The organism is Lysobacter sp. 2RAF19 (assembly GCF_052115395.1).
Lineage (GTDB): Bacteria > Pseudomonadota > Gammaproteobacteria > Xanthomonadales > Xanthomonadaceae > Noviluteimonas.
Map to the genome: position 1 here is coordinate 634501 of NZ_JBFRGO010000002.1, position 25267 is coordinate 659767.

The 25267-nt window shown below is 69.0% G+C and carries 27 protein-coding genes; all 27 read right to left on the bottom strand.

The window, feature by feature from the left end; genetic code table 11:
• Positions 1-9 precede the first annotated feature (9 nt).
• Positions 10-2076 carry a flagellar biosynthesis protein FlhA gene (flhA, locus tag AB4059_RS09810; RefSeq protein ID WP_498978726.1) on the bottom strand — a complete coding sequence of 689 codons (2067 nt, stop codon included), beginning with the start codon at positions 2074-2076 and terminating at the stop codon, positions 10-12.
• Positions 2073-3227 carry a flagellar biosynthesis protein FlhB gene (gene flhB, locus AB4059_RS09815; protein WP_498978727.1) on the bottom strand — a complete coding sequence of 385 codons (1155 nt, stop codon included), beginning with the start codon at positions 3225-3227 and terminating at the stop codon, positions 2073-2075. Before flhB ends, flhA begins: the two co-directional genes overlap by 4 nt.
• A gap of 5 nt (positions 3228-3232) precedes the next feature.
• Positions 3233-4021, bottom strand: coding sequence for a flagellar biosynthetic protein FliR (gene fliR, locus AB4059_RS09820; RefSeq protein WP_498978728.1), 789 nt, complete (start codon positions 4019-4021; stop codon positions 3233-3235).
• Between the two features lie 3 nt (positions 4022-4024).
• Complete coding sequence (locus tag AB4059_RS09825) at positions 4025-4294, bottom strand: flagellar biosynthetic protein FliQ (protein WP_498960074.1); 270 nt, start codon at positions 4292-4294, stop codon at positions 4025-4027.
• 10 nt (positions 4295-4304) lie between these two features.
• On the bottom strand, positions 4305-5132 hold the full coding sequence (fliP, locus tag AB4059_RS09830) for a flagellar type III secretion system pore protein FliP (RefSeq protein ID WP_498978729.1): 828 nt from the start codon (positions 5130-5132) through the stop codon (positions 4305-4307).
• On the bottom strand, positions 5129-5488 hold the full coding sequence (gene fliO / locus AB4059_RS09835; protein ID WP_498978730.1) for a flagellar biosynthetic protein FliO: 360 nt from the start codon (positions 5486-5488) through the stop codon (positions 5129-5131). The genes fliP and fliO overlap by 4 nt, the downstream gene beginning before the upstream one ends.
• Positions 5485-5817, bottom strand: a complete 333-nt coding sequence (gene fliN / locus AB4059_RS09840; protein ID WP_498978731.1) for a flagellar motor switch protein FliN — start codon at positions 5815-5817, stop codon at positions 5485-5487. The genes fliO and fliN overlap by 4 nt, the downstream gene beginning before the upstream one ends.
• Positions 5814-6821 (bottom strand): flagellar motor switch protein FliM, encoded by a 1008-nt coding sequence (gene fliM / locus AB4059_RS09845; RefSeq protein WP_498978732.1) that lies wholly within the window; start codon positions 6819-6821, stop codon positions 5814-5816. Before fliM ends, fliN begins: the two co-directional genes overlap by 4 nt.
• Positions 6818-7315 carry a flagellar basal body-associated FliL family protein gene (locus AB4059_RS09850; RefSeq protein ID WP_498978733.1) on the bottom strand — a complete coding sequence of 166 codons (498 nt, stop codon included), beginning with the start codon at positions 7313-7315 and terminating at the stop codon, positions 6818-6820. Before AB4059_RS09850 ends, fliM begins: the two co-directional genes overlap by 4 nt.
• Before the next feature lie 94 nt (positions 7316-7409).
• Positions 7410-8510 (bottom strand): flagellar hook-length control protein FliK, encoded by a 1101-nt coding sequence (locus AB4059_RS09855; RefSeq protein ID WP_498978734.1) that lies wholly within the window; start codon positions 8508-8510, stop codon positions 7410-7412.
• Entirely contained in the window at positions 8507-8950 is a 444-nt protein-coding gene (gene fliJ / locus AB4059_RS09860) for a flagellar export protein FliJ (RefSeq protein WP_498978735.1), read from the bottom strand. The genes AB4059_RS09855 and fliJ overlap by 4 nt, the downstream gene beginning before the upstream one ends.
• Positions 8951-8985: 35 nt before the next feature.
• Positions 8986-10350, bottom strand: a complete 1365-nt coding sequence (gene fliI / locus AB4059_RS09865; RefSeq protein WP_498978736.1) for a flagellar protein export ATPase FliI — start codon at positions 10348-10350, stop codon at positions 8986-8988.
• Positions 10347-10949 carry a FliH/SctL family protein gene (locus AB4059_RS09870; protein WP_498978737.1) on the bottom strand — a complete coding sequence of 201 codons (603 nt, stop codon included), beginning with the start codon at positions 10947-10949 and terminating at the stop codon, positions 10347-10349. The genes fliI and AB4059_RS09870 overlap by 4 nt, the downstream gene beginning before the upstream one ends.
• Positions 10946-11932, bottom strand: coding sequence for a flagellar motor switch protein FliG (gene fliG / locus AB4059_RS09875; protein ID WP_498979055.1), 987 nt, complete (start codon positions 11930-11932; stop codon positions 10946-10948). The genes AB4059_RS09870 and fliG overlap by 4 nt, the downstream gene beginning before the upstream one ends.
• 10 nt (positions 11933-11942) lie before the next feature.
• A complete protein-coding gene (gene fliF / locus AB4059_RS09880; protein WP_498978738.1) occupies positions 11943-13619 on the bottom strand; it encodes a flagellar basal-body MS-ring/collar protein FliF in 1677 nt (558 codons plus the stop codon).
• Between the two features lies 1 nt (position 13620).
• Complete coding sequence (gene fliE / locus AB4059_RS09885; protein ID WP_498978739.1) at positions 13621-13956, bottom strand: flagellar hook-basal body complex protein FliE; 336 nt, start codon at positions 13954-13956, stop codon at positions 13621-13623.
• A gap of 82 nt (positions 13957-14038) precedes the next feature.
• A complete protein-coding gene (locus AB4059_RS09890) occupies positions 14039-15511 on the bottom strand; it encodes a sigma-54 dependent transcriptional regulator (protein WP_498978740.1) in 1473 nt (490 codons plus the stop codon).
• Complete coding sequence (locus AB4059_RS09895; protein ID WP_498978741.1) at positions 15508-15903, bottom strand: response regulator; 396 nt, start codon at positions 15901-15903, stop codon at positions 15508-15510. The genes AB4059_RS09890 and AB4059_RS09895 overlap by 4 nt, the downstream gene beginning before the upstream one ends.
• An 11-nt stretch (positions 15904-15914) precedes the next feature.
• Positions 15915-17291 carry an RNA polymerase factor sigma-54 gene (gene rpoN, locus AB4059_RS09900; protein ID WP_498978742.1) on the bottom strand — a complete coding sequence of 459 codons (1377 nt, stop codon included), beginning with the start codon at positions 17289-17291 and terminating at the stop codon, positions 15915-15917.
• A gap of 160 nt (positions 17292-17451) precedes the next feature.
• Positions 17452-18090: a response regulator transcription factor gene (locus tag AB4059_RS09905; RefSeq protein WP_498978743.1), complete on the bottom strand. Its 639-nt coding sequence runs from the start codon at positions 18088-18090 to the stop codon at positions 17452-17454.
• A gap of 111 nt (positions 18091-18201) precedes the next feature.
• On the bottom strand, positions 18202-18747 hold the full coding sequence (locus tag AB4059_RS09910) for a PilZ domain-containing protein (protein ID WP_498978744.1): 546 nt from the start codon (positions 18745-18747) through the stop codon (positions 18202-18204).
• Positions 18744-19043 carry a hypothetical protein gene (locus AB4059_RS09915; protein WP_498978745.1) on the bottom strand — a complete coding sequence of 100 codons (300 nt, stop codon included), beginning with the start codon at positions 19041-19043 and terminating at the stop codon, positions 18744-18746. Before AB4059_RS09915 ends, AB4059_RS09910 begins: the two co-directional genes overlap by 4 nt.
• On the bottom strand, positions 19040-19438 hold the full coding sequence (gene fliS / locus AB4059_RS09920) for a flagellar export chaperone FliS (protein ID WP_498978746.1): 399 nt from the start codon (positions 19436-19438) through the stop codon (positions 19040-19042). Before fliS ends, AB4059_RS09915 begins: the two co-directional genes overlap by 4 nt.
• Positions 19439-19458: 20 nt before the next feature.
• The gene (gene fliD, locus AB4059_RS09925; RefSeq protein WP_498978747.1) at positions 19459-20793 is read right to left on the bottom strand and encodes a flagellar filament capping protein FliD; all 1335 of its coding nucleotides are present in this window, start codon (positions 20791-20793) and stop codon (positions 19459-19461) included.
• Between the two features lie 73 nt (positions 20794-20866).
• The gene (locus AB4059_RS09930; protein ID WP_498978748.1) at positions 20867-22030 is read right to left on the bottom strand and encodes a flagellin; all 1164 of its coding nucleotides are present in this window, start codon (positions 22028-22030) and stop codon (positions 20867-20869) included.
• 135 nt (positions 22031-22165) lie between these two features.
• A complete protein-coding gene (gene flgL / locus AB4059_RS09935; protein ID WP_498978749.1) occupies positions 22166-23389 on the bottom strand; it encodes a flagellar hook-associated protein FlgL in 1224 nt (407 codons plus the stop codon).
• Entirely contained in the window at positions 23389-25266 is a 1878-nt protein-coding gene (gene flgK / locus AB4059_RS09940) for a flagellar hook-associated protein FlgK (RefSeq protein WP_498978750.1), read from the bottom strand. Before flgK ends, flgL begins: the two co-directional genes overlap by 1 nt.
• Position 25267: the final 1 nt, after the last annotated feature.

The following is a 25267-nucleotide window of genomic DNA, read 5'->3' on the forward strand; positions in this document are numbered from 1 at the left end:
TCAATCAACTCAACCGATCGCACCCACCACGCGTAGTCGCTTGTCCTCCGGCACCTCGCCGTAGGCCAGCACCGACAACGACGGAATGCTGTGCCGCACGAGCCGGGCGATCGCCGCGCGGATCCCGCCGGGCACCAGCAGCACCGCGGGTTCGCCGCGACTTTCCTGCCGTGCCACGCACTCGCCGAGGTTCTGGTGCAACCGCTCGGCAAGCCCGGGTTCCATCGCGGCGCCCTGGCCGCTGACCGAGTCCTGCAACACCCGTTCCAGAGACGGCGCCAGGGTGAACACCGGCAGTTCCGGCGCCAGGCCATTGAGTTCCTGGACGATGAAGCGACCCAGCCCGGTGCGCACCGCGGCGGTGAGCAGCGCCGGATCCTGGCTGTGCACGCCGTGGTCGAGCAGCGCTTCGACGATCTGGCGCATCTGCCGGATCGGCACGCGCTCGGCGAGCAGGGACTGCAGGACTTTCACCACCACCGACAGCGGCAGCAGCTTGGGTGTCAAATCCTCGACGAGCTTCGGCGCGCTGCGTCCAAGAGCCGTCAGCAGGTGCTGCGCTTCCTCGTGGCCGAGCAGTTCGGCGGCGCGCTCGCGCACCAGATGCGACAGATGAGTGGCCACCACGGTGGCGGCGTCGACCACCGTGTAGCCGAGCGATTCGGCATGCGCGCGCTGCGAGGGCAGGATCCACACCGCATCGAGCCCGAAGGCCGGATCCTTGCCGGGAATGCCGTCGAGGGCGCCGAACACCTTGCCCGGATCGAGCGCGAGGTCGCGTTCGGGATGCAGGTCGCCGCTCGCCACCGGCACGCCATGCACGAGCACGCGATAGTGGTTGGGCGACAGCTCGAGGTTGTCGCGCACGTGCACGGCGGGAATGAGGAAGCCGATGTCCTGCGTGAGCTTGCGGCGCACGCCCTTGAGCCGCGCCAACAATTCGCCGCCCTGTTGCTTGTCGACCAGGCCGATCAGGCGATAGCCCACTTCCAGCGCCAAAGGTTCGACGGGGCGGATCTCGTCCCAGCCCAATTCGGCGACGGCGGTCGATTCGGCGTTCGTCGCCAGGTCGACCTCGGGCTGCGCCGCCGCGCGCTTCGCACGCTGGTGCAGCTTCCACGCGGCGTAGCCCAGAACGCCGGCCAGCAGGAGGAAGGGAAGATTGGGCATGCCGGGGATCACGCCGATCACGCCGAGCAACACCGCCGCCACGGTCAGCGCGCGCTGGTGGCCGAACAACTGCAGCGATACCGCCGAGCCCATTTCCTGCTCGCCGGTGGAACGCGTGACCAGCATCGCGGTCGCCGTGGCGATCAGCAGCGCGGGCAACTGCGCGACCAGGCCATCGCCGATGGCGAGCATCGTGTAGGTCTGCGCCGCTTCGGCGAAGCCCATGTCGTGCTGGATCACGCCGATCAGCATGCCGCCGACCACGTTGATGACGAGGATCAAGATGCCGGCGATCGCATCGCCGCGGACGAACTTGCTCGCACCGTCCATCGAACCGTAGAAGTCCGCTTCGTCGCGCACTTCCTGGCGGCGCTGGCGCGCATCCTCGCGCGTGAGCAGGCCGGCGTTGAGGTCGGCGTCGATCGCCATCTGCTTGCCGGGCAAGGCATCGAGGATGAAGCGCGCCGAGACTTCGGAGATGCGCCCCGCGCCCTTGGTGACCACGACGAAGTTGACGATGGTGAGGATCGTGAACACCACGATGCCGACCGCGTAACTGCCGCCGACCACGAACTGGCCGAAGGATTCGATCACGTGGCCGGCCGCGCCCTGGCCTTCGTGCCCGTGCAACAGCACCACGCGCGTGGAGGCGACGTTGAGCGCCAGCCGCAGCAGCGTGACCATCAGCAGGACGCTGGGGAAGGTCGAGAATTCCAGCGGACGGCGGACGTAGACCACCGCGAGCATCACCACCAGCGACAGCGCGATGTTGATGGTGAACAGGCCGTCGAGCAGGATCGGCGCGAGCGGCACCATCACCATCGCCAGCATGGCGAGCATCACCAATGGCGCCGCGATGCCGTTGCGCAGCGCCGTTGCCATGCCGCGCGGTGTTGCCTCGCTCATGGCGTCGAGCCCTTGGCGTCGTCGTCCGGCGCGCCGTCGGCGCCGACGTCGATCGCGGGCAGCGCGGGCATCGGGCCACGGCCCGGCACCCAGGCCTTGAGCTGGTACACGTACGACAGCACCTGGGCGACGGCGGCGTAGAGCTTCACGGGGACTTCCTGGTCGAGCCTGGCCTGTCGATACAAGGCGCGTGCCAGCGGCGGGGCTTCGACGATCGCGACGCGATGCTTGTCGGCCAGGGCGCGAATCGCGAGCGCCGTTTCGTCGACGCCCTTGGCCACCACGGTGGGGGCGCGCATCGTGCCTGCGTTGTATTTGAGCGCCACCGCGTAGTGCGTCGGGTTCATCAGCACGACGTCGGCGGTGGGCACCGCATCCATCATCCGGCGGCGCGACATCTCGCGCGCGACATGGCGCACGCGCGCCTTCATTTCCGGGTTGCCTTCCGATTCCTTCGCTTCGTCGCGCAATTCCTGGCGCGTCATCTTCAACTTCGCGCGGTGCCGGATGTGCTGCCACGGCACGTCGACCAGCGCCAGGACGCCGAGCGCGCCGACCATCGCGAGCAGCGCATGCAGGACCAGGTCCACGCCCTGTCCGACCGCGACTTCGATGGGCGCATTGGCCATGCCGACCAGCGTGCCGAATGCACCATGGACGACCCACGCGCCGACGCCACCGATCAACAGCACGCGCAGCAATGCACGCACGAGTTCGGCCAAGCTTTCCTTGCCGTACATGCGCTTGAGGCCCGCAGCGGGATTCAGGCGGCTGAAATCCGGTTGCAGCGACTTGGAAGCGAAACGCAGCCCGCCCATCACCATCGGCCCGACAAGGCACGCGATGAGCGCGGCGCCCACCAAGGGCAGCATCGGCGGCACCAGCCCGAACAACAGGTGCGCCGCGTGATCGGGCAGGCGTTCTGGCGCATCGAGCAGGCTGCGATCGAAGTGCAGCGCGCCCTGCATCCAGTCGCGCGAGGCACCGCCGATGTGGCCCGCGGTGGCTTTGAGCGCGATCGTCGCGCAGCCGAGCACGGCGACGTTCGCCAATTCGCGCGATCGCGGGACATCGCCGCTTTCGCGCGCTTGTCGGAGGCGTTTCTCCGATGGCTGTTCGGTCCGGTCTTCGTTGTCGGCCGCTTCGCTCATCGCGGTCAGGCGGTGAGCGCGCGCGCGGCGGCGAAGGCGTCGTCGAACAAGCCCTGCACCGGGCCCTGCAGGCGCGCGGTCAGCAACACGAGCAGGGCGAGGCCGACGAGCAGCGACACCGGCAGGCCGATCGACATCGGATTGAGTTGCGAGGCCGCGCGCGAGAGCACACCGAAGGCGATGTTCACCGCGAGCAGCGCCATCATCACCGGCAGCGCAAGCAACACGCCCGCGGCCAGGCAGTGGCCGAAGAAGTCGGGCACCGCACTAAGCACCGCCATCAGGTCCGGGATCGCGACACCGATGGGCAACTGGCGATAGCTGTCGGCGAGGACGCGCACCAGCGCCAGGTGCGCGTCGAAGGTGAAGAACAGCAACGCGAACACCAGGTAGAACCACTGCGACAACACCGGCGAAGACGCGCCGCTGAGCGGATCGGCCATCGTGGCGAACGACAGGCCCATGCCTTGCGAAGCAAGTTCGCCCGCGACTTGGCCTGCTTCGAACGCCAGTCGCAACATCAGGCCCATCGCGATGCCCAGCGTCACTTCGCGCAGCACGCCGAGCACGGTCACCGAATCCAGGCGCATCGGCGGCGGCGCGGGGAGGATCGTGGAAATCGCGATGGCCAATGCGAGCGTGATGATCAGCCGCGCACGCGCCGGCATGCTGCGACCGCCCAACACCGGCAACACCTGCACCGCCGCGCCGATGCGCAGCGCATACCAGAGCGTCGCGCCGAGCAGGCTGAACAAGTCGACGCCGGTGGCGGTGGTGAGCGTGACGGCGTCCATCGTCTACCCGATCAGGTGCGGGATCCGATGGAACAGGTCGGTCGTGAACGACACCAGGCGGCCGAGCAGGAAGTGCCCCGTCAGCCCGAGCATCGCGACCAGGGTCACGCCCTTCACGACGAAGGCGATCGTCGGTTCGTTGATCTGCGTGGCCGCCTGCACGATGCCGACGAGCACGCCGGAGAGCAGCACGGCGAGCAAGAGGGGCGCGGACAACAGCAGCGCCAGTTGCAGGCCGCCGGCGATCTCGGTCATTGCGGTTTCGGGCGTCATCGCATCGGCCTCAGAAAGGATTGAAGCTGGCGGCGAGCGAACCGACGACGAGTACCCAACCATCGACGAGCACGAACAACAGGATCTTGAACGGCGCGGAGATCAGCATCGGCGAGAGCATCATCATGCCCATCGACATCAGCACGCTCGCCACGACCAGGTCGATGATCACGAACGGGATGTAGATCAGGAACGCGATCTCGAAGGCGGTCTTCAGTTCGCTGGTGAGAAACGAGGCGGCGAGCACGCCGAAGGGCACGTCCTGCGGCGTCGCGTACGGGCCGCTGTTGGACAGCCCGGCGAAGGTCATCAGGTCGTTCTCGCGCACCTGCGCGAGCATGAAACCGCGGAAGGGTTCGGAGCCCAGCTGCCACGCCGTCTTGAAATCGATCTTGTGGTCCAGGTACGGCGCGATGCCATTCGCCCAGGCGTGGTCGAACACCGGCATCATGATCATCGAGGTCAGGAACAGGGCCAGCGCCAGCAACACCTGGTTGCCCGGCGTCTGCCCCGTGCCGAGCGCCTGCCGCAGCAGGCCGAGCACGATGATGATGCGCGTGAACGCGGTGATGCCCAGCAGCGCCGCCGGCAGCAGCGTGATGCCGGTCATCAGCGCCAGCACCTGCAGCGGCATGCTCACCGGTTGCGCGCCGATCTGTCCGACGTTCACCGACGGCAGGGCTTGCGCGGGCGAAGCGCTCGCAGGCTGCGCGGCGACGCTGGCCGCCGGCGTCGCGGCCGCCTGCGCATGCGCCGTGGACGCCGTGCCGATCGCGAGTGCGAACAGGAGCAGCGTGCACGCGAAGGCATGCAACGCGCATCGAATCATCGAACTCATGCTTTCTTTCCGAAATGCTGTGCGAGCAATTGCGCGAAGGCGGGCGTCGCGCCAGGCGCGGTCTCCGGCAGCGGTTGCGCGAGGGTGTGGAGCATGCGCGTACCGCCGGCGCCGACGCCGAGCAGCAATTGCGTGTCGCCCACCGCGACGACGACCACGCGTTCGCGCGGACCGAGCGTGAGCGAATCGACCACGCGCAAGGCGGCGTTGCGATTGCCGGCACGCATGCCGGGCATGCGGCGTGCGACCCAGCCCAAGGCGAGGATCAGGCCGACGACCAGCACCAGCGCGAGCAACGCACCGCCGATGCTGCCGGCGCCGACGGGCGCGGCATGGCCGACGCTTGCAGGGTTCATCGCAGCCTCTTGATGCGCTCGGCCGGGCTGACCACGTCGGTCAGGCGCACACCGAAGCGATCGTTGACCACCACCACTTCGCCCTGCGCGATCAGCGTACCGTTGACGTACACGTCGAGCGGTTCGCCGGCGGCGCGATCGAGTTCGACGACCGAACCCTGGTTGAGCTGCAGCAGGTTGCGGATCGGGATGCGCGTGCGGCCCACTTCCAGCGACAGCGACACCGGCACGTCGAGGATCACGTCGAGGTTGAGTTCGGCGGTGCCGCCGGCACCTTCGGCGGTCAGGGGATCGAATGCGGCGCGCGCCGCGACATCGGACAGGTTCATGGCTGGGCCGTCGTGGGATCGAAGGAAGGTTGGGCGCGCGCGGCGTGGACCTGCGCGACCTTGATGGAGTTGCGGCCGTTGTGGACGCCGAACTCGCCGGAGAACAAGGGCATCTGTTCGACGTGCAGCGGCACCTGCGGCAGCAGGTCGATCGGGATGATGTCGCCGACCTTCAGCCGCGAAAGCTCGCGCAGGCTGATCTGGCGGCGCGCGAGCGTGGAGCTGAGTTCGACCGTCGCGTCCTGCAGCTGCGACTGCATCGCTCGCGTCCAGTTCTCGTCCTTCTCGATGCGGTCGCTCTGCACGCCGGCGTCGAGCGCCTCGCGGATCGGCTCGAGCATCGCGTAGGGCAGCGCGATGTGCACTTCGCCGCCGCCGCCGTCGAGTTCGCAATGGAAGCGGCTGACGACGATGTAGTCGCGCGGGCTGATGATGTTCGCGAAATGCGGGTTGACCTCGGAGTTGAGGTACTCGAATTCCACCGGCATCACCGGCGCCCACGCTTCGGCCAGGTCGGCGAAGGTCTGCTTGAGCAACAACTGGATCACGCGCATCTCGGTGGGCGTGAACTCGCGGCCTTCGATGCGCGTGTGGAACTTGCCGTTGCCGCCGAAGAAGTTGTCGACGACGGTGTAGACCAGCCGCGGTTCGTGGACGATCAGGCACGTGCCGCGCAGCGGCTTCATCTTCACCAGGTTGAGGTTGGTCGGCACCTGCAGCGAATGCATGTATTCGCCGAAGCGGACCAGGTCGATGCCGCGCACCGACAGGTCGGCCGAGCGGCGCAGCAGATTGAACAGGCCGATGCGCCAGGTGCGCGCGAACCGTTCGTTGATCATCTCCAGCGTCGGCAACTTGCCGCGGACGATGCGGTCCTGGCTGGCGAAGTCGTAGCTGCGCGCTTCGCCCGGGGCCGGCGGCGGTTCGGTTTCGACCACGCCGCTGTCGACGCCATGCAACAGGGCATCGATCTCGTCCTGCGAAAGCAGGTCTGCGCCCATCATTGCGTCACCAGGCTGGTGAAGATCACCGCTTCGACCTTCGACGGGGCGCCTTCCTGTTTCAGCACCTGGCGCACTTCGTTCAGGGCGGCCGTCTGCAGGCGTTCCTTGCCACTGCGCTGCGCCAGCTGCGCGGAGGACATCTGGCCGAACAGCAGCAGCAGGCGATTGCGGATCATCGGCGCGTGGGTTTCGAAGGCCGCGCGGGTGTCGTTGTCGCGCGTGACCAGTTGCACGTCGGCCTGGAGGTAACGCACCGCATCGTCGTCGACGAGGTTGACGACGAACGCGGGTTCGAGCGCGAAGTACTGCGCCGGTACGTGCGTGGGTGCCGCGCTCTTTTCAGCGTCGTGCGCGGCGGCCGCCTGTCCGGCCCACCACCACCAACCGCCGCCGCCCGCGCCGCCGACCAGGAGCGTGGCGCCCACGATCAACGGCCACTTGCGGCCCTTCTTCTTCGCTGCGGTCTTGGCTGCGGCTGGGGCTGGGGACGACACGAGCGGACACTCCGGTAAGGCGATGTCCGATCAGTGCAAGCGCCGTGCCCGACGCGGCGACGGGGATTTGGCGTGGTCGTGCGCCGGAATGCCGTCAGGCGTATTCGTCGACCAGGCCGCGGGTACGCAGCGGCCGGGAAAGCGTCGCGGCGGTCGTGGCGCCGTCGTGCGGGGCGGCCGCGTCCGGTGTTGCGCCGTGCGCCATGGGGCGGGCGTCGTTCTGTCGACGTTGGCCCACGTCCGCGTGCTCCAGTTGCAGGCCTTGCTGCCCGAGCATTTCCCGCAGGCGCGGCACGCTCGCTTCGAGCGCATGGCGCACTTCGGCGTGCGCGCTGTGGAATTGCGCGTTCACGCGGGTGCCGTCGACTTCCACCCGCACGTCGATGGGACCGAGGTTGTCGGGGCTGATGCGGATCTGCGCATGGCCGATGCGCTGCCCGGCCATCCAGCCGATCTGCGCGCCGAAGGCGTCGTCGAAGCCTGCATCCGGGTCGGCCGGCATCGAGAGCGGCGGTGCGGTCGGTGCGACGGCGGCGGCCGCGTTGGTCGGATGCGAAGCCGCTACGGGCGCGGGCGCCGCGAGGAGGTTGCTGAAGTCGGAAGCCGGTTGCGGCGTTGCGTTCGGCGCATCGCCGTTCGCCGCGTCGATGAATGCCGTCACGGCCGCATGCGTCGGCAGCGACGTGGTCGTTGCGGTGGCATCAGTCGATTTCGTGGCGGCGGCCGCCGGCAATGCGGTGCCGGCGATCGGCAGTGCGATCGACGCAGGACGCGCGGCGCGCATCGCTTCGTCGCCCGGCGGCGTTGCGGTCGCTTGCGCGGGCGTGTTCGCGGGCGTGGCGGAGATCGCCTGGCTGCCGACGAGCAGGGCCAGCAATTGGTCGGGCGGCATGGGCGCGGTCGCGGCGTCGAGCGCGTTGTCGGCGCGTGTGGCGGGTGCGCGCGCGGGGTCGGCCGGCGTTGCGGTGGCTTCCGCGGGATCGTGCGCGGCCAGCAGGGAATCGAAATCAGGCGGCGCGTCGGCGTCCGCGCCGTCGTTCGCGGGCGACTGCGGGGATTTCGGCTTCGTCGTCGCGGCGGCGCCTTGCGTATCCGGGGCTTGCGCCGCGGATGCGTCCGCATTCGCGTTCGCAGGCGTCTGTGTCGGCGCCGGCGTCGGTGCCGCCGCCGGCGCGCCCATCGCGCCCCCGATCATGCCGAGGTCTCCCCGTCGGGCGCATTGCCACCGCGACGCCCGGCGAGTTCATCGAGTTCGCGCTGCACGCGGCGGTCGGCTTCCTGCGATTCGCTCGCCTTGTAGCTGCCGGACAGTTGTTCCATCACCTTGGTTTCGCGACTGGCCAACAGCAGGCGCATGCGTTGCACGTCGCTGAGCTGGCGGTTCTGGTCGACGATGCCGGCCTGCTGCACGACGGCGGCATTGAGGCGCTCACGGAACGCGAGTCGGTTCACCAGCAGCGCGGGCGTGGTGGTGTCGCCGGGCGCCGCCGCGTATTCCTCGGCGTAACGGCGCAACGCATCCAGGCGTTCCTGTTGCTCGGCGAGCACGCGATCGCGCTCGGCGACCTGGCGCGCGGCCGTGTCCTGGCGTTGCTGCACCACCTTGAGCAGGGGTTCTAAGCGTCGCGAACGCATGGGTGCTGGGCTCCGGGATCGATCACTCATTCGAATCAGGCATCGGCCAGCACGCGCTCGAGCGCGGCGCGACTGGATTCGACGTTGGCGGCCTCGCTGACATCCTGGCCAAGGAATTGCTGGATCGCCGGCCAACGCGCGGTCGCTTCGTCGACCACCGGATCGCTGCCGCGCTGGTAAGCGCCGATGGCGATCAGGTCGCGCTGCGCGTTGTACGCGGCGATCAGGCGCTTGAGCTTGCGGATCCGTTCGCGCCACGGGGCATCGGTGATGTCCTGCATCACGCGGCTGACCGACACTTCGACATCGATCGCCGGATATTGGCCGGCGTCGGCGATGCGGCGCGTCAGCACGATGTGGCCGTCGAGGATCGCGCGCGCGGCGTCGGCGATCGGTTCCTGCTGGTCGTCGCCTTCGGTCAGCACGGTGTAGAAGGCGGTGATCGAACCGCGTCCGTCCGCGCCGTTGCCCGCGCGTTCGACCAGCGCCGGCAACTTGGCGAAGACCGACGGCGGATAACCGCGCGTGGTCGGCGGTTCGCCCACCGACAGGCCGATCTCGCGCTGCGCATGTGCGAAGCGCGTGAGGGAATCCATCAACAGCAGCACGTGCAGGCCCTGGTCGCGATACCACTCGGCGATCGCGGTGGCGCGCAGCGCGCCGTGCAAGCGGGCGAGCGGCGGACGATCCGCCGGCGCGGCGACGACCACCGCGCGGCGCAGGCCTTCTTCGCCCAGCGTGCTTTCGACGAAATCGCGTACTTCGCGGCCGCGTTCGCCGATCAGGCCCACGACGATGACGTCGGCGGCGGTGTAGCGGGTCATCATCCCGAGCAGCGTCGACTTGCCGACACCCGAGCCCGCGAACAGGCCGACGCGTTGCCCGCGGCCGATCGGCAGCAGCGCATTGATCGCGCGCACGCCGACGTCGAGCGAGCGCGTGATCGGTTCGCGCGTGAGCGGATTGATCGCGACGCCCGCCAGGCCGACGCTGTGTTCGCGTCGCACCGGGCCGCGGCCGTCGAGCGGCACGCCGTCGCTGTCGATCACGCGGCCGAGCAGGCCTTCGCCGACCGCGACTTCGCCGCCGCGGCTGCGCGATGGCACCACGCGCGCGTTCGGGAGCAGGCCGCCGAGATCGGCGGTCGGCATGAGGAAGGTGCGGTCGCCGGAGAAGCCCACGACTTCCGCTTCGACCCAGCGGCCACCGTGCGTTTCCACGCGGCAACGTGAACCCAGCGGCGCGCTGCAGCCGGAGGCTTCGAGCGTGAGGCCCACCGCGCGGCGCAACACGCCTTCGCGCGAGAGGCCGAGCGATTGCGGTTGCGGCGTGCGCATCTGCAACTGCGCGGCCAGGCGCAGGTTGCGCGCATCGCGCCAATGATCGGCGGGCACGCTCACGCGTCGGATCCCGTGTGCGCCGCGACGGTGGCTTCGAGCACGCTGCGCAGGCGCGCGGCGAGCGTGCCGTCGATGCGCACGCCTTCGCTGTGCAGGCGCAGTTCGCCGCGCCCGAGTGCGGTGTCCATCGTCAGGCGCACGCCATCCAGGCCCATCAGGTGCGGGGCGAGCACGCCGAAATCGTCGGGGTGCAGGCGCAGTTCCATTTCGCGGCTGTCGCTGCCGACGGCATCGAGCGCTTCGCGCACCAGTTCGGCGAGCAGCGTGGGATCGGCGACGTAGGCGCGGCCGAGCAGACTGCCTGCGATGCGAACGGCGAGGTCGGCCAGCGCGTCGGCGACTTCGCCGTCCAGGCGCGCGAGCGGACGCGTGAACCCATCGAGGATGCCCTCGATCTGCGCGATCATCCGCCGCACTTCGGCCTGGCCCGACGCGAGTCCGTCGGCATGGCCGCGCGCATGGCCTTCGGCGTACGCGGCCGCTTCGAGCGCCTGCAATTCCTCGACGCTGGGCGGCGCAGGCAACTCGGGCTTCGGCGTATTGACCGTCGCCAGACCCGGCGCGGTCCAGCGCACGGCCTGCGGCGCGAGCGCGCTCATACGAACGCCTCGGTCTTCGCCGACAGCTGGATCTCGCCGGCCTCGGACATGCGGCGCACCGTGGCGAGGATTTCCTTCTGCGCCGCTTCCACTTCGGCCAGGCGCACGGGGCCGCGCGCTTCCATGTCTTCGAGCAGGATTTCGGCGGCGCGCGAGGACATGTTCGAGGTGATCTTGTCCTTGACGCCCGGATCGGCGCCGCGCAGCGCGATGGCGAGTTTGTCGCTCGGCACGTCGCGCAGCACGGTCTGCATCGAGCGATCGTCCAGGTCGGCGAGGTTGTCGAAGACGAACATCAGGTCGCGGATCTTCGTGCCCAGTTCGCCGTCGACATCGCCGATCGCGCCGAGGATCGCTTCGTCCTGGCCCGAGTCCATGAAGTTGAGGATGTTCGCGGCGACCTTGATGCCGCCGACCATCGAGGACTTGATGTTCTGGCTGCCGGAGAACTGCCGTTGCATCACGTCGTTGAGTTCGTTCAGCGCGTGCGGCGGAATGCCGTCGAGCGTGGCCAGGCGCAACAACACGTCCACGCGCACGCGGTCGGGCAGGCACTTGAGCACTTCGGCGGCCTGGTCGCTGTCCAGGTGGGCCATGACGATGGCGATGATCTGCGGATGTTCGTTGCGCACCAGCTCGGCGATCGCGCGCGGCTCCATCCACTTCAGCGAATCCAGGCCCGAGGTGTTGCGTCCCATCAGGATGCGGTCGATCAGGCTGCTCGCGCGTTCCTCGCCCAGCGCCTGGGTGAGCACGGCGCGCACGTAGTCGTCGGCGGCCGAACCGAGCACGCCCGGTTGCGCCAGCGTGTCGACGAATTCATCGAACACCTGCGCGACCGAATCGCGCGAGACGCCGCCGACGGAGGTCATCGCCAGGCCGAGCTTCTGCACTTCCTTCGCGCCCATGTGCTTGAGCACTTCGGCGGCCTGCTGTTCGCCGAGCGAGAGCAGGACGATCGCGGCGCGCTGCACGCCGGACAACGCGGCCTGGTCAGCCATCGGATTCCACCATGCTGCGCACCACCTGGGCGACGCGCTTGGCGTCGGTGTTCACCGCCGAACGCGCGACTTCGAGCTTCTCGTCGAAGTTCATCAGCGCAGGCGAGGGCGTCTTGGCCGACCGCGACGCGGACGAGGCCGACAAACTGACCGGAATCTCTTCGTCGGGATCGACGATCGTGGCGGTGATTTCCTGCGGCTTGTGCGACTTCGGCGCGAGCAGCGCGCGGAACGCGGGGCGCAGCACGAAGAAGATCAGCAGCAGCACGGCCAGGCCGCCGAGCACGACACGCGTGAGGTCGCGTGCGCGCGGTTGTTCCCACAACGGCGGCGCGTCGTCGGCGTTGTCGGCGGCATCGCGCGCGAAGGGCGCATTCACCACCGACACCATGTCGCCGCGTTGTGCGTCGAAGCCGATCGCCTGCTGCACCAGCGTTTCGACGCGCTTGAGTTCGGCGGCGGCGAGCGGGCGCAGCTTCTGCGGCTTGCCGGCTTCGGCCGCGCCCTGCGGCACGTTGTCGAGCAACACTGCGACGGTCACGCGACGGATGCGGCCGGGCGCCTGCAGCGTGTGCGTGAGCGTGCGATCCATTTCGTAGTTGCGCACCGAGCTGCGGCTGCCGGGGCCGGAAGCGGTGGTGGCTTGTTGTTGCGGTTGCGCCTGCGCGGTCGCCGCGGTGTTCGGCGCAGTCGCGCCCTGCGCGGGAGGCGTGTTGCTCGCGCTGCCCGGCACGCCCTGCGCCGGCGCGGCGGTCGACGACGACAAGTTGCCCGATTCGGACAACTGCTCGCTGCGGATGTTGGTTTGCGGGCCGTAGCGTTCGCTGGCCTCTTCGGTCCGCGCGAAATCCATGTCGACGCTGACCTGCGCGCTGACGCGGCCGGGGCCGGTCATCGGTTCGAGCAATTCCTGGATGCGTTGCACGTACACCGCTTCCTGGCGGCGCTGCTGGTCGAACTGCCGCGCGCCGATCGCGTCTTCGCCTTCGGGATCGTCGTTGGAGAGCATGCGGCCGAACTGGTCCACGACCGTGACGTGTTCGGGCGCCAGGTCGGGAATGCTGGAGGCGACCAGGTGCACGATCGCGTTGACCTGTCCCTGTTCGAGCGTGCTGCCGCCGCGCATCTCGAGCACGACCGAGGCCGTCGCCGGTTCCTTTTGTCGCGTGAAGGCGCTGGGCTTGGGCAGCGCGAGATGCACGCGCGCTTCGCGCACGGGGCGCAGGGTCGCGATCGTGCGCGCCAATTCGTTCTGGAGGGCCTGCTGGTAGCGGGCGTTTTCGATGAACTGGCTCGTGCCGAAGCCCTGGTCGCCCTGCAGCGATTCGAACCCGGCGTTGTTGTCGTTCGGCAGGCCCGCCGCGGCGAGCGCCAGCCGCGCGGAGGCGACCTGGTCGGTGGGCACGGCAAGCGCGCCGTTGGGATCGATGCGATACGGGATCTTCGCGGCCTGCAACAAATCCGCCGCCTCGCTGCTGGATTTCGCATCCAGGCCGGCCTGCACCGGCACGTAATCCGGCTTTTGCGTCCAGAAGAACAACCACAGGCCCAGCGCGATGGTGCCCGCGACGAGCGCGAGCATGCCGAGCTGGCGCACGGCCGGAATGTCCTGCAGGTAACCCAGCTCGCGCAGGCCGTTCGGCGTTTTGGGAAGGGTGAGCGTGCTCATGTCAGATCGGCATGTTCATGACGTCCTGGTACGCCTGCACCAGTCGGTTGCGGACTTCCACCGTGGCGCGGAAGGCGACCTGCGACTGCTGCATGGCGACCATCACGCGCGCCAGGTCGGCGCGCGGGTCGCCGAGTTCGAATGCGGTCTGCAGCTGCGAGGCGTTGGCCTGGGTCTGGTTGACCTGGTCGAGCGCGTTGGTGAGCGACTGCTGGAATCCCGACGCGGCCGGCGGCGTGGCGGCGACCGCATTGCTGGCCGGCGCATCGCCCAGGCCGCGCGTGCGCATTTCGTGCGCGCGGATCTGCGAGAGGATCGAGTTGATGGCGTCGGTCATTGCGGTCGCGGTGCCTGCCAAACGGGCTTGCGATGACTAGGCAAGACGCGTGCCACGAAGGCGGCGGGAAATTGGCGCCGCCTCAGAACCCCGAGGCTTCGTCCGTGGCCTGGTCGCCCTGGTCGCGGAAGATCCCGTACTTGCGCAGCTTCTCCACCAGCGTCGTGCGACGCAGGCCGAGCAAGGGCGCGGCATGCGCGACGACGCCACCGGACTGGTTGAGCGCGCTGCGGATCAGCTCCAGTTCGATGCCCGCCATGTGGCCGCGCAGGTCGATGCCCTGCGGGGGCAGCGTGGTGTTGGGCGAGAAACGCGAGGGGTCGACCGCGGCCGGCGCGCTCGCGCCGATCGCGGCTGCGATCTGCGCCGGTTCCGGCGCCGGTTCGAAGCCCTGCGTCGGCATGCCGGAGCGGTAGCGCGCGGGCAGGTCGGTGGCGCGCACCACACCGCCGGGATGCAGCACGGCCAGGCGTTCGATGAGATTGCTCAACTCGCGCACGTTGCCCGGCCACGAATAGTGCTGCAGGACCACGATCGCGTCGGGCGCGAGCGTGGCCTGGCCGCGCCCGCCTTCGGCGAGCTGGCGGCTGATCGCATCGATCAGGTCGGGCAGGTCCTCGGCGCGGTCGCGCAGCGCGGGCATCTCGATCGGGAACACGTTGAGCCGGTAGAACAGGTCTTCGCGGAACTTGCCTTCGCCGATCTGGGTTTCGAGGTTGCGGTGCGTGGCCGCGATCACGCGGACGTTGCAGCGGATCGGCGCGCCGCCGCCCACGCGTTCGAACACGCGCTCCTGCAACACGCGCAGCAGCTTGACCTGCATCGCCATCGGCATGTCGCCGATTTCGTCGAGCAGCAGCGTGCCGCCTTCGGCCATTTCGAAACGGCCCTTGCGTTGCGTCAGCGCGCCGGTGAAGGCGCCCTTCTCGTGGCCGAACAGCTCGCTTTCCAGCAGGTCCGGCGGGATCGCCCCGCAATTGATCGCGACGAAGGGTTTGCCGCTGCGTGCCGAACGCGCGTGGATCGCACGCGCGGCGACTTCCTTGCCGGTGCCCGATTCGCCGAGGATCAGCACGGTCGTGTCGTGCGGGGCGACCTGCGCGATGGTGTTGTTGAGGAACAGCACGTCGGCGCTGCGGCCGGTCGGGCCGATCTGCGGCACTTCGCGACGCGCGTCCTCGTCCAGGCGCTTGAGGCTCGCGCGGCGCAGCACTTCCTGCAGTTGCGTGCGACGGATCGGGAAGGCGAGCGGCCACACCGCCTGCGGATGCAGGCAGGCGCGCCATCGCGCATCGGGTGCGTGGCCCGGCAATTCCAGCACCGGTGGATGCAGCGCCTGCGCGGCGAGCCATTCCGCGAACGCGGCCCAGCTGCTGCCCTCGCCGATCTCGCCGACGATGACCGCGAGCCAATCGCTCGCACGCCAGCGCGTGCGGTCCAGTTCGTCGGCATCGGCGGCGATGCGCGGCTTGAAGTCCATGAACTCGAGCAGCCCGGCGACATGCTCGGCACGCCGCATGTCCTGGTCGACGATGAGGATGCGCGACTCGCTCATGCGGGCACCGTTGCGTCTTGCGTCGAGCGTTCGAGCTGTTCCAGCAGCGGCAGGACGTCGTGGAGGTAGGTGAGTTTGCTGACGAAGGCATCGGCGCCGGCGCGTTGGGCGTGCGCACGATGTTCGCTGTCGTCGAAGTGGCTGGCGATGACGACGAAGGGCGCGCCGTCCTGCGCCTTGATCAGGCGCGTGGCCTGCAGGCCGCCCATCTCGGGCATCGCCAGATCCATCAGCACCGCGTGCGGGCGCAGCACTTCGCACTGCGAGATCGCCTCGATGCCGTTGGACGCGGTGCCGACGATGTCGATCCACGGCAGGCGGCGGAAATGACGGATCGCCGCGGAGATGAACCCGGCATGGTCGTCGACCAACAACACTTTCAACTTGCGCATTGCATGAACTCTCAGGCGCGCAGCGCGATGCGCTGGCGCGCACGCACGGGGCCAATGGACAGTTGGTCGCGATACTTCGCGACGGTGCGCCGGGCGATGCGGACGCCCTGGCGTGCGAGCAAGCCGGCGATGACGTCGTCGGCTAGCGGCGAGTTGGCGGGCTCGGCATCGATGAGCTGCTTGACCATCGCGCGCACCGCGGCGCCGCCGACTTCCGCGCCTTCCAGGCGCACGGCGAACAATCGCTTGAGTTCGATCGTCCCGCGCGGGCACTGCAGGTACTTGCCGTTGACGATGCGCGAAACCGTGGATTCGTGCATGCCGATCGCATCGGCGACTTCGCGCAGCGTCAGCGGGGCCAGGCCCACGTCGCCGCGTTCGAGGAAACCGCGCTGGCGCTCGACCAGGATCTGCGTGGTGCGCAGCAGGGTGTCGTTGCGCATCGCCAGGCCACGCACGAGCCAGCGCGCTTCGTCGAGCAGTTCGCGCAGCACGGCGTGGTCGCCGTTGTTGCCCGACAGCGCACGCTCGCAATGCGGTGCAATGCGCACGCGCGGCGCGGACCGTGCATTGAGGGCGACGCGCCAGGCGCCGCCGGCGAACCAGGCGACGACGTCCGGCACGATGTGCTGTCCTTCGGCCTCGACCGGCGCTTCGATCGGATGCGGACGCAGCGAAAGCACCAGGGCGATGGCGGCGTTGATCTCGTCGGAGGAGGCCTGCGTGGCCGCCGCGAGCGCGGGGACATCGTGCGCCGCGAGCAATCCCAGATGTTCGGCGAGGATGCGCGCGGCGAGTTCGCGCACGGCGCTTGCAGGCTGCATCACCAGTTGCGCGCGCAGGCATTCGCCGACGTCGGCCGCGGCGATGCCCGGCCACTGCCCGTGCAACAGGCGCTGGCGGATGGCTTCGAGGTCGTGGCGCGGAAAGGCCGCCGCGCCCTGCGCGAGCAGGTCCTGCAACGGATGTTCGAGATAGCCGCGATCGTCGCAGTGGTCGAGCCACCAGGCCGCGGGTTCGAGGTCGCGCGCTTGCCAGTGCAACGCCATCTCGCGCAACAGGCGCACGCGCGGATCGCTCGAAGCCTGGTCGGCGATGCGCGCCATCGCGTCGTCTTCGCCGTTCCAGTCGCCCGACACGCCGGACAGGAACGCCGGCTCGGGCAGTTCGTCCCAGGCGGCCGTTTCGGCGCAGGCCGCGTCGGCGTCTTGATCGGCTTGGTCTTCTTCGGAAGCCTCTTCCTGCTCGAGCAACGGATTGCGTTCGAGCGCCTGGTGGACTTCCATTTCGAGCTGCTGCGCGTTGAGCTGGAGCAGCCGGATCGACTGCAACAACTGCGGCGTGAGATTGAGCCCCTGCACCTGGCTGGTGCGGACTGACGCTTTCACTACGTTGTCTCCCCTGATCGGCCTGGACCGATCCCCTGGAAGACATGCTGGCGCATCGGTGTCGGAAGCCGAATCGGGGTAAACCCGCTCGAAAGTGGGGGTTTCCCCTAAGTGACGTAGGGGCAACCCCTACATTGCGTCACAAACCAGTCACCGCGCGTCACCTTTTGTCGTGATGTCGCATCGCGATGCGCAGCAGCTCGGTGGCGTTGCGCACGCCGAGGGTTTCCATCATCCGCGCGCGGTGCGTTTCCACCGTCTTTGCGCTCAGGCCGAGGTCGGCGGCGATCTGCTTGGTGGTGCGGCCGGCGCCGAGTGCTTCGAGAATTTCGCGCTGTCGCTTGGGCAGCGATTCGATGTCGCCGGTGCCGAGGGTCTTGCGCCCGCGGTGCGCCTGCAATTGCGGGGCGAAGACCTGCGGGCTGAGGAAGGTGCGGCCGGCGGCCGCGGCGCGAATGGCCACTTCCAGCTCCGCGGGCGCCGCTTCCTTCACCACGAATCCGATGGCCCCGCGCTTCAGGGCTTCGCGCACGTGCACCGCGTCGTCGTGCATCGACATGATGACCACGGCGGTTTCCGGTTGCGCGGCGTGCATTTCCTCGAGCGCATCGAAGCCGCTGCGCCCGGGCATCGCCACGTCGAGCAGCATCACGTCGGGGATCATCTGCCGCGCGCGCAGGACGGCCTCGTTGGCGTTGCTGGCTTCACCGACCACCTCGATCCCCTCGAAGGAATCCACGAGCCGGCGCAAGCCCGCCCGCACGAGGGTGTGGTCGTCGCAGATCAAGACCCGAACCAATCCGTCGCCTCCCTGGCAACTTTGCAGGGAGCCAGCTTACGCAAGGTGCCGTTGCCTGGTGTTGACGGCCGGTCACCACTTGCGCCGGCCTCATCGGCGCAGTCGTGCGGATCAGCGGGGACGGCGGCTTTCGGCCACTGCGCGGCGGTGCAGGCGGAACAGGTGCCGTTCCAGGGCCGCTTCCAGGGCCGGGGGGAGGTCGTCGAAGCGCAGCAGTACGCCGTCGTCGGCCGCGGCGATCACGGTGGCGGGCAGCAGCAGGGGCGAGGGCAGCCAATCGGCGGGCTGTACGCGCAGCAGGCCGCTCGTGCCCACCGCGGGGGCATCGACCGCCAGCCAAGCGCCGCGCGCCGACCACTGCAGGGCGCGCAAGGAGTCGGTCGCCTGCGCGCCGGCGAGCGAGGCCACCAGCGCGGTGAGCAGGTCGAGCTTGGCTTCGATGCGTTGCAGCGACGTCTCGTCGTGGCCGTCGCTGTCGTCGTGGCGCGGGCTGTCTTCGACCACGGCCAGTGCGCGCAACAGCGCTTCGCTGCGCGCGAACAGCGCCTGCAGGCGCGCGCCGTCGGGAACGGACGGCTCGAACGCCGCCGGCCGTGTTTCCCGACAGGCCAGGACGTCGCCGAACAGCGCTTCGCGTGCGGCCTGCACGGCGTTCATGCCAGTTCCCGCAACCAGGCGCGCGCGCCGCGATGATCCTCGCCCAGGCGGGCCAGCGCGGTGGCGACCTTCGCGCGCGCGGCGTGCAGTTCGCCCAGCATCGCGCGCTGCGCAAGCAGCAGGTCGATCCAGTGTTCGCGCACCAGCGTCGTCGAATCCAGCGTCGCCAACGCCGCGGCCACCGCGCGCTGGTGTTCGCTCAGCAGTTCCGTCGCGCGCAGCCAGTCGTGCGCTTCGATCGCCTCGCGCAATTGCACGGCGGGCAGGTTCGGGACGCTGGCGACCACCGCATTCATCGACCGGCGTCTCCCGGCGCGATCGCGCGCCACGCCGATTCGATTTCGCCGAGCAGGGTGTCGACTTCGTGCAGGGGCGCCGTGTCGTTCTCGGCATTGGCGGTCAGCAGGCGACGTTGCGCGTAGTCGTACAGGGCCTGCAGGCCGTCGGCGATCTCGCCGCCCGCTTCGAGGTTGAGCGCGCCGTCGAGTGCGGCCACGATCGTGCTCGCTTCGCTGATCGCCTGCGCCTTGCGGGCGATGTCGCCGCGTTCGAGGCAGGCGATGGCCAGGCGCGCGCGCTCGCGTGCGCCGGCGAGCATCAGCGTGATCAGCTGGTGCGGGTTGGCGTCGAGCACGGCACTGGACACGCCGGTGTTCCGGTACTGGTTGGCGAGGTTGCGGGCGCTGTACATGGGATCGTCCGGCGTCGGGGTCAGAGGTTGGACAGTTGCTGCGTGAGATAGCTGCTGATCGACTGCATCTGCGTCATCAGCCCATCCAGCGCGACGAATTGCGCGCGATAACGCGCTTCGACCTGGGTCATGCGCGCGTCCAGGTCATCGCGTTGCCTGGCGATCGACTTGGTGCGCGCCGACAGGCCCTGGTCGCGATCGTGCAGCAGGCCGTCGTCGTCGAGCAGGCGGTCGAGCGACTGATCCAGGTGCGCGGACAGGCTGTCGTCGCCGGTGAACAGGCGCGCAGCGGGCGCAGCGTCCTTCGCCATGGCGGCGTCGAAGGCGGCGTCGTCCATCTTGAGCAAGCCGTCGGCGCCCACCGTGATGCCCAGCGCCTTGAGGTCCTCGACCTGCTCGCCGACTTGCGCGCGCAGGTCGCGGCTCACGCCACGCACGAGCGGATCGCCATTGAGCGGGGCAGCGACCTTCGTGGCTGCGTCGTAACGCGAGACCGACTTCAAGGCATTGGTCGCGCTGTTGTACGAGGACACGAATGCCTTGGCCGCCGTGCGCAGCACCGAGCTGTCGGCGGCGACGGTGACGGTCTGCGTGGTGCCCGGTTCGGCCTTGGTCAGCGTGAAGCTGACGCCTTCGATCAGGTCAGCGACCGTGTTGGTCGGGCTGCTGCGTTCGAAGCCGTCGACCTTGAGGCGTGCGTCGGCCGCTGCTTCGAGTTCCTGCATGGTGTTCGGCGCGGACGCGTTCGCGAACACCGACAGGCCGCCGTCGCCGCCGCTGGCGGTGATGTGCAGCGCATTGGCCGCGCCGGTTTGCGTCGCACTCAACACCAGGTGCGCGCCATCGTCGGCCTGCACGATCGTCGCGACCACGCCCTTGCCGGCGGCCGCCTTGTTGATCGCATCGCGCACGCCGTCGAGTGTGTTGTGCGTCGCGTCGATGTCGACGGCGATCGTCGTGTCGCCGCTGGCGATGGTGAGCTTGCCGGTGCCGACGGGCGTGGCGTCGGTGGCGAATGCTTTCGATGCGAGTTTGTGCGCGCTGGAAAGCGCGAGGACTTCGACGTCATAGCGGCCGATCGCGGCCTCCGACGTCGTCGTCACGGAAAAATGGGCCCCTTCGGGCACCGAGGCCTTGCGCGCCTGCACGGTCTCGGGCAGGCGCAGTTTGCCGATTGCGGTGCGCAGGCCGTCCAGGGTGCTGCGCAAGGTGCCGAACGCCGAGATCTCGGCCTTCGTCTTTTTTTCGAATGCGTCGATGCGCGCGGCGGTCGGCGATCGTTCGGCCGTGACCAACTGCGACACCAGCGTGTTGACGTCGAGCCCGCTGCCGATGCCGGTGGAGGTGATGCTCATCGGCGGCTGCTCCTTCTACTGGAAGAAAAAAAGACGCGGGGCGCGATGGATCCGCGCCCCGCGTTCGTCACGGTTAACGCAGCAGGCTCATCACGCCCTGCGGCGCCTGGTTGGCCTGGGCGAGCATCGCGGTACCGGCCTGCGTGAGGATCTGCGTGCGGGTCAGTTCCGCCGTTTCCTTCGCGAAGTCGGTGTCGCGGATGCGGCTGCGCGAAGCGGTCAGGTTCTCGGACGTCGTGTTGAGGTTGGCGATGACCGAGGTGAAGCGGTTCTGCACGGCACCCAGGTCGGCGCGCGCGCTGTTGACAGCGTTCAGCGCGCCATCCATCGCGAGGATGGCGTCGTCGGCGCCGGCGGCGGTGGAGATGTCGAGCGTGGCGAAGCCGTTGTGCGCGGCACCCGCGACCTGCGTGGCCGTGCCGGCGGTCGTGCCGGCCGTGACGCCGCTGACGTTGGTCAGGTTGGCGATGGCCAGCGAGGCGTCGGTCGAGGTCAGCTTGCCGGTGTTGTCCATCGAGACGTTGGCCAGCGCGGTGTTGGCCGGGTTGGCCTTCGCGGCGTCGAACGCGGTCTTCAGCGCGGCGGTGGCGGCGGCAGCGTCGGCGGCGCCGTCGGCGGTGGTCACCGTCACGCCGTTGATGTCCATCGACACGCCGGTGGCGAACGCGGTGGCCGAGGCCGAAGCGGTCGTCTGCGTGTAGGTCGTCGTCGACGGCGAGTTCCAGGAACCCAGCGCGGCGATGTTGGCGTCGGCGATCGAGGCGACGGTGATCGTCTGGCCCTGGTTGGCGCCGACCTGGAAGGTCTGGGCGGTGAACGAACCGTCGAGCAGCTTGGTGCCGTTGAACGAGGTCTGGTCGGCGACGCGGTCGATTTCCGACTTCAGCTGCGAGACTTCCTTCTGCAGCGCGGCGCGGTCGTCCGAGGAGTTGGTGGCGTTGCGCGACTGCACGGCCAGTTCGCGGATGCGCTGCAGGTTGTTGCCGATTTCGCCCAGCGCGCCTTCGGCGGTCTGCGCGAGCGAGATGCCGTCGTTGGCGTTGCGCGCGGCCTGGTTCATGCCGCGGATCTGCGTGGAGAAGCGCTCGGAGATCGCCAGGCCGGCGGCGTCGTCCTTGGCGCTGTTGATGCGCAGGCCCGAGGACAGGCGCTGGATGGTCGTGGCGAGGCTGGCGCTGTTGGTCGCGAGGTTGCGCTGAGAGTTCAGCGACATCACGTTGGTGTTGATGATGGACATTGCGTTGTTCTCCTGGTGACGGTGCCGACGGGGACGCCGGATCTGTGGTCCGCAGGGGCGTGCCGTTGGTGGCGATGTCCTCTGCTGGGGTCGATAACGGCACCGTCTTCCGGGTCTTTAGCGCCTCTGGTCGCCTCAGCCGATCTTGTCGAACAACGAAAGCCCCTGGATGCGCAACATCGACTTCTGCGCGGCCTCCAGGGCGGTGGATTGCAGGGTCAGGCGGCTGATCGCCTCGGCGTAGTCGGTGTCGCGCAGCTGCGAGATGCTGTCGGACAGCGCGATTTCGTCGCTGTCGCGGCGATCGGCGGTGTCGTCGATGGCCTGCAGGCGCATGCCGGTGCTCGCGCGCACGGAGAGCATGTGGTCCTCGGCGGTGGCGATGTCGCCGATCACGCCGCCGATGGCGTTGGCGCGGCGCGCGGCGTCGGCCGGCGTGCCCGAGGGCGCTTCGAGCGCATCGGCCAGGGCATCGAGCGTGGCGAACACATCGCGCGTCGGCGCCGGTTGCAGCGTGAACGCATCGCCGGCCGCGGGCGCGCCGGTGATCGAGAACTGCACGCCCAGGCCCGCGGCGGGATCGGGGATCGCCTGGCCGCTCGCATACGTACCGACGACCGGCGGCGCGAGTGCCGCGCCGCTGGCATCGACGACTTCGTAATCGGTGGGCGAGGTGAACCGCACGGTGAGCGCGTTGCCGGACCACGCCGTCGCATCGCTCACCTGCGCCTGCTGCAACACGCCGTTGCCGGTGTTGGCCGCGTTCGCGCTGCCGCGCACGAATCCATCGCCCGTGCGCACGCGCAGGAACACCGCGCTGCCCGGATCGGTATCGCCGACCGCGACTTCCGGCGCGATGTCGATGTGGTTTTGCCCGTCGTCGCCCTGGTAGGCGATGCCTGTCGCGCCGTCGACGAAAGGCGCCACGCCATCGCGCGTGCCGGCGAACAGGCGACGCCCGTTGCCGTCGTCGCGGTTGGCGATGTTGATCAGCGAGGCGCGCAACGCGCGGATTTCCACGGCCACGGCGCGACGATCGCCATCGGACATGGTGGCGTTGTTGCCCTGGATCGCCAGTTCGCGCGCGCGCGAAAGCAACTCGCCGGTATCGGCGAGTGCATCTTCCTGCGTGCGCAGGCGATGTTCGGCCGCGCCTGCGCTCTTTTCGAATTCGCCGAGCATCGAGAGCACGTGGTCGAGCCGTTGCGCGGTGGCCGCGCCGACCGGATCGTCCTTGGCCTGCGTGATGCGTTCGCCCGTGGTGAGTTGTTGCTGCGTGTGCGCGATTTCCTGCTGCTTGCGCAGCAGCGCGGACAGGCCTTGCGCATGCAGGGCGGCGGTCGAGACGCGAAGGGTCATCAGCGGATCGCTCCGAGCAGGGTCTGGAACACGTTGTCGGCGGTGGCGATGACTTGCGCGGCCGCTTGGTAGGCTTGCTGGTAGCGCAGCATGTCGGCCGCTTCCTCGTCGAGGTTGACGCCCGAGACCGAGTCGCGCTCGGCGGCGATCTGCGTGTCGAGCGTTTGCTGCGCATCGAGCGCGAGGTCGGCGTGGCGTGCATCGCTGCCCACGCGCGCGGTGAGTTGGCTCAGCCCGTTGGTGAGGCTGGTCGCGCCGCCGTCGAGGACGCCCTTGGTATCGAGCGCGGCGAAGTTGCGCGCATTGCCGTTGTCGGCGGCGCGCGGCGGCGTGCGTGCGAGGGTGAAGCTGTCGCCCGCGCCCGGCGTGCCCTGCAGGTTCAGCGACCAACTGTTGCCGGCGATCGGCGTGCCGGCGGTGAAGGTGTACGGGCCGGCGCCATCGATGGTGTAAGTCGTGGCGTCGATGAAATCGACCGTCGCGCCGGCGAAGCTTGCGAACGCCGCCGGATCGGTGACCACCGGTGCGTCGGCTTTCGCATTGCCGATGTTGGCGGCATCGGCTTTCACCTGCAGCGGCGATGCGGCGGCGATGCCGTTGGGGTCGCGCATGATCAGTTTCAGGCTGCCGGCCGCATCGGCGGTCGGCGCGACGGCGAAGCGATCGCCGGCCGCGGCCGCGCCACCGACGACGATCGACACGCCTTCGGCGCGCAGCGGATCGGCCGCCGTGCCGGTGCCTGCCAGCGCGACGGCTTCGCCGGTGCCCGCGCGCGTCGCGCTCCAGGTCGTACCGTCGAAGCGCAGTTCGAGGTCGTGGCCGGTCAGGGCGCCGGTGTCGACGATCGTCGCCGACAAGGTCGCGCTGCCGGTGTTCTTCGCATGCGCATCCACGCGCGGCGGCGCGACCGCGAACAGATCGGTGCCGGCCACGCCGTTGTAATCCACGCCCGCGCGTTGCACGTCGTTGGCCGCCATCGCGAAGGCGGTGGCCACGCGGCCGAGGTCGGCGCGCGCCGGATCGAGCGAGTGCGCGCGGAATTCCAGCAATCCGCCGACTTCGCCGCTGAACGCCGATGCGGACAAACGCACCGTGCCGCCGCTGCCTTCGAGCGCGACCTGCAGGCGATCGGAACGATACGGATCGGTCACGGTGGTCAGTTGCATCGAACGCGCACCGAGCACCAGGGGTTGTCCGCCGGCGGTGAACACGTTGATGGAACCGTCGTCCTGCGCGACGGTGCTGCCGCCGACGAGCTTGGCCAGCTCGCCGATGCGTTGTTCGCGCGCGTCGAGCAGATCGGGCGAGGCGTTGGTGCCCGCGGTGGCGATGTCGCGGTTCAGTCCCGCGATTTCACCGGCGAGGCGATTGGCGTCGCCGACGGTCGTCTTCAGGCGTTGGTCGGTGTCTTCCTCGATCGACGAGAGCTGGCCATCGAGCGAACGCCAGCGTGCGGCGAGTTGGTCGCCCGCCGTGATCAGCTGGCTGCGCGCGACCGGCGAAGTCGGATCCGACGACACGCCCTTGGCCGCGGCGAAGAACGCCGACCACGGCGTCGACAAACCCGTTGCCTTGTCCGACAGCAGCGCATCCACACGCGAGTTCAGCGACGAGAGTTGTTCCAGCCGCCCCATCTCGCCGCTGCTGTCGACCTGGCGCGCGAACACCAGGCCATCGGCGAGTCGTCGCAAGCGCGCGACGTCGACGCCCTGGCCGATCGCACCGATGTTGGTCGCCTGACCCGGGCGCGCGGACAGTTCGACGCGTTGGCGGCTGTAACCGGGCGTGGCCGCGTTGGCGACGTTGTGTCCGACCGTTCCCAGTGCGCGCTGGAAGGCGAGCAGGGCCGAAGTGCCGGTGGAAAGGATGCCTGTCATG